Raw genomic sequence first — 12,937 nt, 5'->3', positions numbered from 1 at the left:
CTTGATTTGAACGTACTAAAAATGAAAACCATGAAAAATATTGTAGTTCGTTACGGAGTTATTGCCAGTCTAATTGTGGTAGGAGTGCCTTTGCTTTCGGGGCTGATCATCGGCTTTGGGATGGATAGTTTTGCCATGGGCGAAATTGTGGGTTACACTTCCATGATAGTGGCCATGACCACCGTTTATTTCGCCATGCGTCATTACCGAGATCAAATCAATAATGGGATGCTGAGCTTTGGTTTGGGGCTGAAAATTGGCTCTCTCATTTCTGTCCTGGCTGGGATTGCCTTTGCTATTTACAATGTGGTTTTTGTAACTTTCATTATGCCCGACTTCAATGAGCAGTACTTCGCTTATGCTGAAGGTCTGGAGTTGGGAACTCCCGAATTTGAAGCCAAGTTTGCTGCCATGATGGAAAGCAATGGCTTTATGTTTAGTGTATTAGGAGGAACAATATTGATGTTCGCCACCGTATTTCTGATTGGTTTTATTATGAGTGTGATTTCGTCACTTATACTTCAACGCAAACAAGTAATAGCGGTGTAATCGTAATTATGAATGTTTGTTTACCTTAGCACATCACTGCGCTGGTATCAATTTTGAACAGGCAGTATTGATTAAAACCTAAGTTTTATGCGTTTCTTACTGCTGTCTGTTCTTCTTTTCGGCCTGTTTCCGTTTGTAGGTTTAAATGCTCAAAGTGCGAGTTATATCAAGGAAATTCAAGCCTACCAAAAGGAGTTAAACGAAGAGTTTTTGAATCCCGATAAATCCCCTTTGACCGCTAATGAGCAAAAGGAATTTAAAGGGCACGATTTCTTTGATATAGATGAAGCTTATCGCGTTAATGCGAAGTTTGAGCCTACTCCTGATTCAAAGCCATTCCCCCTCAATACTAGTAAAGGAACAAGTCAGCTGTATAAGCGAATCGGTATCCTTCATTTCGAATTAAAGGGTAAACCGTATACTTTGGAGGCTTATCTCCGAATCCAAAGCTTCGCTATCCCTGGCCAAAAGACCTATGTGTTTTTACCCTTGGTGGATGCAACTACAGGGGAGGATACTTATGGCGCGGGGCGTTATTTGCACTATGAGGGTGTTCCAGAAGGAACAGCGTGGGTCATCGACTTCAATAAACTATACAACCCATATTGTGCTTATAGCGATAAGTATGAATGCCCAATGGTGCCCGAGCCAAATCATTTACCCATTGCTATAGAGGCAGGGGTGAAGGGGTACTAATTTACTTTAGACTAATGGAGTTTGTTTTTAAAAGTGGAAATCTTCTCTTCCAATTCAGTTCTCAAGGCCTCGTTTGTGACCTTTCCTTCAGAAAAATTTTGTTCGAAGGATGGAAGCGAAAAAGTCTCAATGATTTCTGCACCACAACGAGGTAAAATGATTTTACCTGAGTTCATGGCATTTCCAGCGCCATAGCCACCAGGAGAAGTGCTCATTAATAAGGTGGGCTTATCTCCAAAGATATTGATATCTATTCTGCTGCACCAATCGATGGTATTTTTAAAAACTGCTGTATAGTTTCTGTTGTGTTCTGCCAAAGAGCAAATAATAGCATCGGCTTGTTCCATTGCTTCTCTGAACCTATAAGCCGCGTCAGGATGTCCCTTTTCTTTTTCTCGGTCTACCGAAAACATAGGCATTTCAAAATCATTGAGGTCCAATAACCGGATTTCAAAACCTTCGAAATAGGTAAGTGCAAATTCTACCAATTGTTTGTTGATGGATGTGCTGCTGTTACTGCCTGCAAATGCGACTATTTTCTTCATACTATTTAAAGCTCTAAAGGGTAAGGTTTGTTCGAAATTTCAATTTTCTAGTGCTTTTTCTATCCTTCTATCGGGAATAAACCAAGCAGCAGCAAGTAAAATGTACATGGCACAACTTACTATCGGTTGAAAAAATGCAATGGCCACAGCAACAGTATAAATAAGGATCGACAATTTAGTTTTACGGTCCTTTTGATAGGCCTTGCCCACTTTAGATTCAATACCCTCATTTTTGACCACTTTTTGACCTAAAATGTACCAGGCTACACTCGCCATCAGCAAAACAACGCCATAAAGCGCTACTGGAATTTCAGTAAAATGATTTTGTCCCATCCAGCCCGTAGCGAATGGGAGTAATGATAGCCAAAACAATAAGTGGAGGTTTGCCCAAAGCACTTTGCCGCTTACCTTTTCAACGGCTTGCCATAAATGATGGTGGTTGTTCCAGTAAATACCGATATAAACAAAGCTGAGTACATAGGTTAAAAATGTGGGAAGCACGTGTTGTAAACTTTCTAAATCAGCGCCTTCTGGCACTTCCATTTCCAATACAAAAATGGTGATAATAATGGCCATTACGCCATCGCTAAAGGCTTCAAGTCGGTTGGTGGTCATAGTTGATTATGGTTTTCTGCTTTATGTTCAGTAGAACAATATACACGCTTAGTTTAACTTGTCCAGTATTTCGTTTTATGTTCAAAGAGATAATTTTCATTATTTAACTTTCAATAATTATTGAAAGTTAAATAAATTGTATTACATTTGAACATGCATTACGATGAAGGGAAAGAGAAATTTATTCAAGCTTGGGGCACTTTAGGTTCTGCTTGGGGAATAAACAAAGCCATGGGCCAAATTCATGCCTTGCTATTAATTTCTGAAGAAGCGCTTTCTACAGAAGAGGTTATGGAACAGCTTCAGATTTCTAGGGGGAATGCAAATATGAACATCAGGGCCTTGATGGATTGGGGTATTGTATCTAAAGCCTACAAGCCGGGTGAACGTAAAGAGTATTTCACTACAGGCAAGGATGTGCTAGAGCTAGCACGCCAAGTATCAAGAGAACGTAGGAGGCGTGAGATTGAACCTGTGATGCGTGTACTAGAAGAAATGCAGCAAGTAGAAGGAGATACGGCTGAAGTTGCCCATTTCAAAACAGTGACCAAAGACTTAGAAGGTTTTACCAAGCAAGTGGATGGGGTACTGGACAAGTTTATCCGCTCAGATAAAAACTGGTTCTTTCAGGTTTTGATGAAAATGATAAAATGAGAGTTTCGGGTTTCATAGTTATAATACTTGACGTGACGTTCCTGTTTATGTTGGGGCTGTTAATTGATAGTTATTTTGTGGAGTCAGATAATAGCGGTCTGATTAATTCTATTCTTGGACTAATGTTTTTGACAGGCTTTAGCATTATGATGGTTGCCTACTCTGTTTATCTTTCCTTAAAATGGGAGCTTAGACCTAAGTGGTTTAAAAGGAATATGCGGATTTATTGGGTTACGACCTTAATCTATATAATAGCTTTCTTTGTACCTATTTGGCTAGATGATTTTGTTTACATCATTGTAATAGGCATTTTAATAGGCATGGCTCAATTGGTTAATATGAATTGGTACATTTTCAGAGCGTAAAAAAAATTGATTATTAACTTTCATAAAATATTGAAAGTATGAAAAATATAAAATCACAAAGCTCTCTCAAACCTAGAAAGAGACTTGGACAATCTTCAAAATACAGCGGGCAATGGTTTTTAATATTAAACAGAGCACTATGAAAAGGATCGTAATTACAGGAGGAACGGGTTTTTTAGGAATTAGCTTGGCTAAATTCTTAAAAGAGAAAGGTTATCAGCCAATTTTGGTAGCTCGCCACAAACCTAATTTGGACTTTGAGTTCGCGCAATGGGATGGTGTTACTCTTGGTGATTGGTGTGAAGTTTTAGAAGGAGCTATTGCTATAGTGAATCTAGCTGGCAGGTCTGTCGATTGCATCAAAACGCCTGACCATTGTGACGAAATATTGAGGTCCAGGGTAGATTCTACAAAAGTGATTGGAGAAGCATTAAAATCGGTAAAGAACCCTCCAAAAGTTTGGGTTCAAATGTCCACAGCTCACATCTATGGTGATTCTGTTGCTCAAGTTTGCGATGAAGGTTCTTCTACTGGTTATGGATTAGCACCATTTGTTGGGAAGGCTTGGGAGAAAATATTTTTAGCCGCCTTGCCTGAAAACACTAGAGGTGTCAGGTTACGAACAAGCTTTGTAATTGGGCGAAACGGAGGTGCATTGTCGAGTTTAAAAAGAATCGTAAACCTTGGTTTAGGAGGTAAAGTGGGTAGTGGAAAGCAGGGGATGAGTTGGATCCACGAGTCTGATTTGAATAACCTGATTTACGAGGCTATTACCAATGATAAATATGATGGCTTTTACATAGCCAGTGCTCCAAACCCAGTATCAAATCAAGAGTTTATGAAAGAGCTGAGAGGAGCAATGAGGTCATTTATTGCGTTTTCATTGCCATTGTTTATGATAAAATTCGGAGCCAAATATGTCTTTAAAACTGACCCTGAGTTAGCGATTTATGGTAGGTATGTGAAGTCGAAGAGATTGGAAGAGGAGAGGTTTACTTTTAATTACCCCGACTTGAGTCAGGCATTTGATAACTTATTCAGCAGCAAAGAAAATTAAGGCTATGGGACAGTATAAAGTATATTTTTCAATCTCAATCATTATAGGTGTTTTGGCAATTTATAATGCGTCATTATTTTTGTTTTACTCTGATCACGAGGGTTTACTGTATCTAATGCTTTTACAATTGCCCTTGGGGTTTATGCAGTTGACATCAGGTTTACACTATGTTACTAGCCTTAAACCCTTTCCTATTTGGTTTCAAGACTTTATAAGAACCTATTGGTGGCTTGTCTTCGCTTATTTTGTTGGGCTATATATATTATTTAGGTTCTATGAATATGAAAATTTTGTAATACAAATTTGGTTTTTTGTAGTGCCTTGGCCTATCGCTATTTTTCAATTCTACTTTGTGTTCCGGTTATATCGATTCGAATTAAGTAAGGGGCTTCCGCAATAAAAAAGCGTTCTCCAATACTGAAATTGTAGAACGCTTGATAAGATTTTTAGAATACTCGTTACTGTATGTTACAACTACCGTTGAAATCTGAGGCGTCAAAAATAGTTTTGGCACTTCCTTTTAAATTACCCTGCACCACCTCAATGGTGAGTTGGTTACTTCCAGAACGTTTGGGAGAGCAGTACTCCAATAGATAGTAGCTGTTGGCTTTGCTGTTAATCAAGTCCCCAATTTCTTTAAATTTGTCCAGCAACTCGCCAATGTTTATGGCAGAAACAAAGCTCGTTTTTCCTATCTCTTTCAATACTGGCTCGTCAATTTCGCCTCCAAGGCCAATGGTGTAGAAGGAAATGGAAGGATCTGCTTTTCTCACGGCTTCTAATGCCTGTCCTTTGGTTGACCGGTTGGCTTGATCAGTTCCATCAGTAAAAATCACTACCGAGTTCGAACCAAATTTATCCAGTTCTTGAGACTGACTGAGTCGCTGTGTTGCAATTCCAACACTTTGTATCACCGCACCATAAAGGTTGGTGGAATTGTCTGAGCTCATAGAGGCGTTAATATTGTCTATGGCATTTTTCAAGGTAGTGGTATTGGAGGTAATGGGCTGCAACTGCTTAATGTTTTGAGAACCATCAAACCACCATATTTCTACTTTTACTGCTCCAGATGATGCCTCCCCTTCAGAGGGGACCACTTCATCAATAAAGCTTTTGGCCGCTGATTTTAATGGAGCCAAGTTCTGACTACTTAAAATACTGCCACTTAAATCGAGTAAGAGCATAATATTGTAGTCCAAAACTTGCTCGTTGGGCTGTATTTTTCGTACCGCCTCAAACTCTGAAATTAGACTTCCGTTTTCGTAAATATTAAAATCGGCTTCTTTTAAACCAGCCTTTCCTTTTCCTGCGCCATCCTGTACTTTAAAAAATACAGAGACATTAGAGGGAAGGTTGGTGAATTGGTTTTCAATAGTAACTTGTAGTTGTGGGGTGGTGTCGCTGTTTCCACCACAACTTTGTATGATCATAAATAAAAATGCAGCCATTAAGCTTGCGGTAATACGTATTTGAGTCATGTTATCTCTAGGTTGGTACTTCTCACACAACCATGAAACTTATGCCAATATTGTGTGGTTAACCGTATAAATGATTTAATTTCGAACAATAATAAAACCATGCAATATGAGAGTTACTACTACGTTCAAGGATGATTATGAATTTCAGTCGGTTAATGAAGAAGGCAATGTTTTAGACATTGACATGTATTCTGCCGAGAAGAAAAAGCACATGTCTCCTACACAATTGTTGCTTTCTAGTTTGGCTGCTTGCGCTTCTGTTGACTTGGTTCAAATGTTGAAAAAACGTAAGAAAACGGTGAATGGACTCACTGTAGTAGCTGACGGAACCCGTAGAGATGAACACCCAAGAGGCTTTACTCATATTACACTCACTTTTACAGTGGATTCGCCAGATGTTGCTGAAGCAGAGTTTGAAAAAATGGGGCATTTAGCGGCCACAAAATACTGTTCAGTGGCTGGTACTTTAAGCGCTGAGGTAGATCATAAATTTATCGTTAATAGAGCCTAAGCATCGCCAATGAGAATTGTAAAAGAAATACCGAATAGTGAGTGCAAAATCACTGTTTTTTCCTGGAATGGAAAATTCCTGATAAAGTTGGAAAACGGTGGTTTTGAACAAACTTTTAAGGTGAGCGAGCTTGATGTGCTAGAAGAGGAGCTTGACGAAATACTGAACGATAGCTTTATTACTGAAGCCATTCAACGTTTTGACGAAATGGCTAAATCCCTTCGTAAAGCTATTCCTTAGATTGAAAGACGATTAATTTTTGGGTTTGAATGCGTAAGTAGTTGCGTATTTTTATTATTGTTGTTCTTTAACATCTGCTTTTGCTAGACGTAACATGATTTATTTTCTACTCTCTTTAGCCGTAATCTTATCATTTGTCTTAGCCTATTTTCTATTCCAAACATATAAAAGTAAGTCTCACTTACAAAAGGAGTTTAATGAATTAAAAGAGAAGTATGAAGAGAATCAGTTCCACTTAGATTTTTTTCTAGAGCACACGTCTGACTTCCTATTTAAATTCGACACAAAGGGGATAGTGAACTATTCATCAATGAACGTGGTCAGGGTAATGGGGAGAAACCCGAATGTAAGACTTGCTCACTATAGTTCAAGCTATTCTGACAACCCTATTAATCGAAAAGCGCGAGAAAGAATCGATGGATTTCTTTCTGGAAAGTATGATTCTGTTCCTCCTTATTTTGTAGAAGTTAATGATGCTAGAGGGCTTCCACATATGCTGGAAGTGTTTCATAAACCCATTTTTAATGATCAAGGCAAGTTGGTTACCGTAACAGGAATCGCGAAAAACATTACAGGTATTTACAATGCAGAATTAGAAATAAAGAAGTTTGAAAAAGAACAGATCTTGATCTTGGATGCGATTCCTGACACGATGTTTACTTTTGATAAAAGAGGGTTCCTTCTGAACTATCATGCGAAGAATGAGATAACCACACAGCTTTCTGTCGAAAAGCAATTGGGAGAGAATATAGTAAATGTTTTCCCACAAGATATTGTCTCACTTATGACTGAAAGTTTAGAAAAGGCACACCATACTGAAGTGATGCAAACTGTTGAATTTAAACTGGTACTGAACAAAAAGCAGCATGTTTGCGAAGGAAGGTTTATTAAACTTACCGATGATAGAATCCTTTTGATGATGCGTGATATATCAGCTCAAAAGCAATTGGAAGAGGGCTTGAAACTGGCCAAGGAAGCCGCGGAAAGCGCAAATCAGGCCAAGAGCACCTTTTTGGCTACCATGAGTCATGAGATCAGAACTCCGATGAATGGAGTAATAGGAATGACGAATCTCTTAAATGAAACATTGCTTAACGCAGAACAACGTGATTATGTAGAAACCATAAAAGTAAGTGGAGAAACATTACTTCGAATCATCAATGATATTCTTGACTATTCAAGAATTGAATCGGGAAAAGTGATGTTAGAAGAATCGGTGTTTGGTTTGAAGAGGATTGTGGAGGAGTCTTTAAATCTTGTAGCCTATGAAGCCAAGGGTAAGAAGGTAGGGTTGAATTTGAATATTAATGAAAATGTGCCTGAGTTTTTCTATGCTGATAGAAATAGGCTTGGACAAATACTGGTCAATTTACTCTCCAATGCAGTTAAGTTTACTGAGAGAGGTTTTGTGTCAGTTAGAGTTTCTATGATTGAATTAAAAGGCGATACAGCCAATATAGAGTTCAAAATTCAAGATACAGGCATAGGAGTGGCGAAAGAGGAAATTAAAAACCTCTTTAAAGAATTCACCCAAGTAGAATCATCTAACTCGAGGAGGTTTGGGGGGAGTGGTTTAGGATTGGCGATTGTCAAAAACCTATTGAAATTGTATAACGGTAAGGTTTCGGTTCAAAGCGAATTAGGGAAAGGCTCTCTATTCACTTTTAATGTATTCATGAGGCTAGCTATTGGTGAAATGACAGAGCACGAAAGAGAAATATCGATTGGGTCAAGTCGTTATGAAGTGGATAAATTGGGAGATGTCCTTTCAGGAAAATACCCTTTAAAAATTCTTTTGGCAGAAGATAATAAGATTAATAGTAAGCTTATTTGCCTAATTTTAGAGCGTATGGGCTATATCCCTGATTTAGCCAAAACAGGACTAGAAGCCTTATCTCAAATGCTGGATAATTCGTATGACGTAATTTTAATGGATGTTCAAATGCCAGCAATGGATGGTATTGAAGCCACTAGGAAAATCCGTGAACTTAACCTCAATTCTTCTCCATATATTATCGGCATTTCAGCCAGTGCATTTGATGAGGATGTTAAAAATGCAATCGAAAATGGAATGGACGATTACTTGATAAAACCCATTAAACTCGATGCCTTAAGAAATAAACTTATTGAAGTAGGGCAAAGGCGTTTTCCTTTTGTGTCTTGAGTTTCGTTCATAGCTTTACGCCATGAATTATTTTGTTACTGCCATAGGTACCGACAGTGGAAAAACCTTGGTTTCTGCGATTTTAACCGAAGCATTGAAAGCCGATTATTGGAAGCCTGTCCAAGCAGGAACACCATTGGATACCACTACAGTTAAAGAATTGGTAAGCAATGAGATTACACGATTCCATCCCGAAACGCACATCTTCAGAATTCCGGCTTCTCCTCATGCTGCTGCAAAATTTGAACATTTAGCTATAGAACTGGACGACTTTGTGCTTCCAGAAACTACTAATGATATTGTAATTGAAGGTGCTGGTGGTGTTTTGGTGCCGATTAATCAAGATAACTATGTGATTGACATCGCCCGAGAATTATCAGCCCCGGTTATTTTGGTAGTGAATCTCTATCTCGGCTGTATTAATCATACTTTACTGACCGTAGACTATTTAAAAAGAAATGAAATCCCTGTGTTGGGAATGGTTTTTAATGGAGAATCTAATTTTGAAAGTGAAAGCATTATCGAGCAGAAATCTGGCTACAAAGTATTGCTAAGATTGCCAAAGCTAAGTTTGATCAATAAAGAGATAGTGAAGTATTGGGCAGACGAATTGATGTTGAGTTGGTATGAGTGATTGGATAAAAAGAGATAACGAGTCAATCTGGCATCCATTTACTCCTCTAAGGGGAATGGAAAGCCCACTAATGATAGAGCGGGCAGAAGGAGTCAATTTATATACCAGTGGCGGAGCAAAAATAATTGATGCCATATCCTCTTGGTGGGTGAACTTACATGGACATAGTCATCCGCACATAGCCAAAGCCATTACCGATCAAGCCACAAAATTGGAACACGTAATCTTCGCTGGTTTTACCCACGAACCTGCCATTCGATTGGCAGAGCGTTTATTAGAAATATTGCCAGAGAATCAATCGAAAGTATTTTACTCCGATAATGGAAGTACGGCTACGGAAGTAGCAATCAAAATGGCTTTTCAGTATTTCTATAATCAAGGAATCGATAAAAGAAAAATTATAGCCATCGATGGCGCATACCATGGCGACACTTTTGGCGCAATGTCGGTAGGGGAGAGAGGGCCATTTACCGAGCCATTCGATCCTTATTTGTTCGATGTTGATTTTATTGATTTTCCTGAAGAAGGTCAAGAGGAAGCTGTTTATAAGCAGTTCAAGGCCCTAGTTGAAAAGGACGATGTTGCTGCCTTTATTTTTGAGCCTATTATTCAAGGTGCATCAGGAATGCGCGTGTACAGCAAAGTTTTACTCGATAAGATGATTGCTTTGGCACATCGTTTTGAAGTGATCTGCATTGCAGATGAAGTGATGACAGGCTTTGGAAGAACGGGAAAGCTGTTTGCTTCGGATTGGCTCACCAATAAACCAGATATATTCTGTTTATCAAAAGGACTGACGGGGGGTGCTATTGCCATGGGGGTCACCACATGCACGGAAAAAATTCAAGCTGCTTATCGTTCAAATGACTTGATGAAAACCTTCTTTCACGGACACTCATTTACTGCCAATCCAATGACATGTGCAGCCGCAAATGCTTCATTAGATTTGTTGCTTACCAAAGAAAGTGAAGAGAATAGATTGAGACTAAACCATAGTCACCTTTCATTCATGAAAATAATAGAAAGTCATTCTATGGTGAGAAATGCGAGAGTCCTCGGTACAATCCTAGCCTTTGAAATGAATACTGAAAAGGATACTTCTTATTTCAACGAGGCGCGCCATTACCTCTACCCATATTTTATTAGCAAAGGTGTTTTACTACGTCCATTAGGGAATGTACTCTATTTGATTCCTCCCTATGTAATTAGTGAGGAAGATTTAGATTATGTGTATCAAACCATATTAGATTTCTTAAATCATCCACCAAAACCAGAGAAAATTACATCTTAGTAAGCCTCATGAGTGCTGATGAAAAAGAGTTTTAAAAGGAGGTAAGTACTAGGTTTCAGATAAGTGAACAAGTAAATTTATCCTTTGTGCCAAAAAGCTAGGTTTTGATACCGAGTATTGATTTTATTTTTAACTTTATGCGCTTAAAGTACCCACAGTAATAAACCCGGTTTTTATGAAGTTTATCGTTTCTTCAGCAGAATTGCTAAAACGCCTTTCCAATATCAATGGAGTAATCACTACTAATCCAGTAGTGCCAATCCTTGAAAACTTTTTATTTGAAATTAAAGATGGACTTTTGACCATCACGGCTTCCGATCTTCAAACCTCTATGATTACAGAGATTGATGTGGAGGCAAAAGAAAATGGAAGCATTGCTGTTCCTGCTCGTATCCTTATGGATACCCTTAAGAATTTACCAGAGCAGCCTGTTACGTTTACTATTGACAATGAGACTTACAGCGTTGAAATCAACTCTGATAATGGTAGATATAAATTGGCTGGCGAAAACGCTACTGATTTTCCTAAAGTACCAGAGGTGACTGATGCCTACCAAGTAGATATGTCTACAGAGGTGCTCAGCAGCGCGATTAACAATACAATCTTTGCCACCAGCAATGATGAGTTGCGACCAGCAATGACCGGTGTTTACGTAAAACTCGCAGAAACAAACACTACTTTCGTAGCTACAGATGGTCACCGTTTGGTACGTTATAGAAGAGTAGATGTAGCTTCTGATACTGGGATGTCAATCATTATTCCTCGCAAGGCGCTGAACTTGTTAAAATCTACTTTGCCTTCTGAAAACTCAAATGTAGTAGTGGAATACAATGCATCTAATGCTTACTTCCACTTCAATGCGATTAAAATGATTTGTCGTTTGATCGATGAGCGTTTTCCGGATTATGAAAACGTGATTCCTTCTGACAACCCAATCGAAATGAAAATCAACAAGAGCGAGCTTTTAGGTTCGTTGAAAAGGATTTCGATTTACGCCAACAAAACTACGCACCAAATTAGATTGAAAATCACAGGTAGTGAACTTACAGTTTCTGCCGAAGATTTAGATTTCTCTAACGAAGCAAAGGAAACTTTGGCTTGCGAGCATGAAGGAGAAGATATCGAAATTGGGTTCAATGCGAAATTCTTGGTGGAAATGTTGAGTAACCTTCATTCTAAAGAAGTTACGCTTCAAATGTCAGCACCTAACCGTGCCGGTTTGTTGATTCCTGGTGATAAAGATGAAAGTGAAGATATTCTAATGCTGGTAATGCCAGTAATGTTGAATAACTACTAATTCATCATTGAGCAAAAAGATAAGGAAAGGAGCTTTAGGCTCCTTTTTTATTTTCAATCTTTATTTTTGATAACTTCGTCAATTAAATACACAAAGTGCTGTCTAAAAAAACCCAATACGCTTTCCACGCTTTAACCTACTTGGCCGAGAATCAAGAGAAAGGACCAATTCTCATTTCTGAAATTTCAGAAGAGAGAAAGATCTCATTGAAATTCTTAGAGAATATTCTGTTGGAGCTGAAGAAGTCAGGAATTCTTGGTAGCAAGAAGGGAAAAGGTGGAGGATACTACCTGATTAAAGCTCCGGAGGATATTGGATTAGCTAAAATTATTCGATTACTCGATGGCCCCATTGCACTGCTTCCTTGTGTTAGTCTAAACTATTATGAAAGGTGCGAAAACTGTCAAGAAGACATTTGTGGGCTGAATGTAGTGATGAGTGAGGTAAGGGATAACACCCTTAAAGTGCTAGAGCATAAGTCTTTAAAGGACGTTCTCCGAAAGCATTAAAAAAAATTGCTCTATTACTCTATTAAAACGGTAGGGAATGTATACTTTTGTGATATCAATGTTTGAACAAAAGTGAACTACTATGTTTTTAGACTCGGTGGTAAAAGGAAAAATAGAAAAGCAGGAGCTAAGCGATAGTAATCTCAAAAGTATTCTGAAAACCGTAAGCTGGCGAATTGTAGGTACGATCGATACCATAATGATCTCTTATTTTATTACTGGCGAGGTGAGTTTGGCCCTTTCCATAGGCTCGATTGAGGTTTTTAGCAAAATAGTGCTCTATTATTTTCATGAGCGTGCTTGGTCTTCTGTTAAACTAAAAAAGTAGAAGG

Annotated in this window: 15 protein-coding genes; 12 read left to right on the top strand and 3 right to left on the bottom strand. The window is 38.5% G+C overall.

Annotation, left to right across the window (positions count from 1 at the left end):
- The first annotated feature begins 30 nt into the window (after positions 1–30).
- Complete coding sequence (locus VOI17_RS08630; RefSeq protein WP_323756843.1) at positions 31–549, top strand: DUF4199 domain-containing protein; 519 nt, start codon at positions 31–33, stop codon at positions 547–549.
- An 87-nt stretch (positions 550–636) separates the two neighbouring features.
- On the top strand, positions 637–1,245 hold the full coding sequence (locus tag VOI17_RS08625) for a DUF1684 domain-containing protein (protein WP_323756842.1): 609 nt from the start codon (positions 637–639) through the stop codon (positions 1,243–1,245).
- Between the two features lie 11 nt (positions 1,246–1,256).
- Here VOI17_RS08625 and VOI17_RS08620 read toward each other — a convergent pair whose 3' ends face one another.
- Both VOI17_RS08620 and VOI17_RS08615 read right to left on the bottom strand, forming a co-directional pair.
- Positions 1,257–1,790: an NAD(P)H-dependent oxidoreductase gene (locus VOI17_RS08620; RefSeq protein WP_323756841.1), complete on the bottom strand. Its 534-nt coding sequence runs from the start codon at positions 1,788–1,790 to the stop codon at positions 1,257–1,259.
- Positions 1,791–1,829: 39 nt separating this feature from the next.
- The gene (locus VOI17_RS08615; RefSeq protein ID WP_323756840.1) at positions 1,830–2,405 is read right to left on the bottom strand and encodes a TMEM175 family protein; all 576 of its coding nucleotides are present in this window, start codon (positions 2,403–2,405) and stop codon (positions 1,830–1,832) included.
- Positions 2,406–2,558: 153 nt separating this feature from the next.
- On the opposite strand from VOI17_RS08615, the gene VOI17_RS08610 reads away from it, so the two are divergent.
- Both VOI17_RS08610 and VOI17_RS08605 read left to right on the top strand, forming a co-directional pair.
- On the top strand, positions 2,559–3,059 hold the full coding sequence (locus tag VOI17_RS08610) for a transcriptional regulator (RefSeq protein WP_323756839.1): 501 nt from the start codon (positions 2,559–2,561) through the stop codon (positions 3,057–3,059).
- 504 nt (positions 3,060–3,563) lie between these two features.
- A complete protein-coding gene (locus VOI17_RS08605; protein WP_323756838.1) occupies positions 3,564–4,481 on the top strand; it encodes a TIGR01777 family oxidoreductase in 918 nt (305 codons plus the stop codon).
- A 458-nt stretch (positions 4,482–4,939) separates the two neighbouring features.
- On the opposite strand, the gene VOI17_RS08600 is transcribed toward VOI17_RS08605, so the two are convergent.
- Positions 4,940–5,959: a VWA domain-containing protein gene (locus VOI17_RS08600; RefSeq protein ID WP_323756837.1), complete on the bottom strand. Its 1,020-nt coding sequence runs from the start codon at positions 5,957–5,959 to the stop codon at positions 4,940–4,942.
- A 106-nt stretch (positions 5,960–6,065) separates the two neighbouring features.
- Between VOI17_RS08600 and VOI17_RS08595 the strand changes: the two genes are divergently transcribed.
- The 8 genes from VOI17_RS08595 to VOI17_RS08560 all read left to right on the top strand — a co-directional run bounded on the left by VOI17_RS08595 (position 6,066) and on the right by VOI17_RS08560 (position 12,933).
- Positions 6,066–6,470 (top strand): OsmC family protein, encoded by a 405-nt coding sequence (locus VOI17_RS08595; RefSeq protein WP_323756836.1) that lies wholly within the window; start codon positions 6,066–6,068, stop codon positions 6,468–6,470.
- 9 nt (positions 6,471–6,479) lie between these two features.
- Positions 6,480–6,710, top strand: a complete 231-nt coding sequence (locus VOI17_RS08590; protein ID WP_323756835.1) for a hypothetical protein — start codon at positions 6,480–6,482, stop codon at positions 6,708–6,710.
- A gap of 94 nt (positions 6,711–6,804) precedes the next feature.
- Entirely contained in the window at positions 6,805–8,874 is a 2,070-nt protein-coding gene (locus VOI17_RS08585) for an ATP-binding protein (RefSeq protein WP_323756834.1), read from the top strand.
- A gap of 22 nt (positions 8,875–8,896) precedes the next feature.
- Entirely contained in the window at positions 8,897–9,508 is a 612-nt protein-coding gene (bioD, locus tag VOI17_RS08580; RefSeq protein ID WP_323756833.1) for a dethiobiotin synthase, read from the top strand.
- Positions 9,501–10,799, top strand: a complete 1,299-nt coding sequence (gene bioA / locus VOI17_RS08575; protein WP_323756832.1) for an adenosylmethionine--8-amino-7-oxononanoate transaminase — start codon at positions 9,501–9,503, stop codon at positions 10,797–10,799. Before bioD ends, bioA begins: the two co-directional genes overlap by 8 nt.
- A 175-nt stretch (positions 10,800–10,974) precedes the next feature.
- Positions 10,975–12,096, top strand: a complete 1,122-nt coding sequence (dnaN, locus tag VOI17_RS08570; RefSeq protein WP_062594085.1) for a DNA polymerase III subunit beta — start codon at positions 10,975–10,977, stop codon at positions 12,094–12,096.
- Between the two features lie 95 nt (positions 12,097–12,191).
- Entirely contained in the window at positions 12,192–12,605 is a 414-nt protein-coding gene (locus VOI17_RS08565; RefSeq protein WP_323756831.1) for an Rrf2 family transcriptional regulator, read from the top strand.
- Positions 12,606–12,687: 82 nt separating this feature from the next.
- Entirely contained in the window at positions 12,688–12,933 is a 246-nt protein-coding gene (locus VOI17_RS08560) for a DUF2061 domain-containing protein (protein WP_323756830.1), read from the top strand.
- The last annotated feature ends 4 nt before the right edge of the window (positions 12,934–12,937 follow it).

Source organism: Roseivirga sp. (assembly GCF_034669765.1).
GTDB lineage: Bacteria > Bacteroidota > Bacteroidia > Cytophagales > Cyclobacteriaceae > Roseivirga.
Note: the sequence above shows the minus strand (reverse complement) of the source record. Positions and strands in the feature narration are given on the sequence as shown.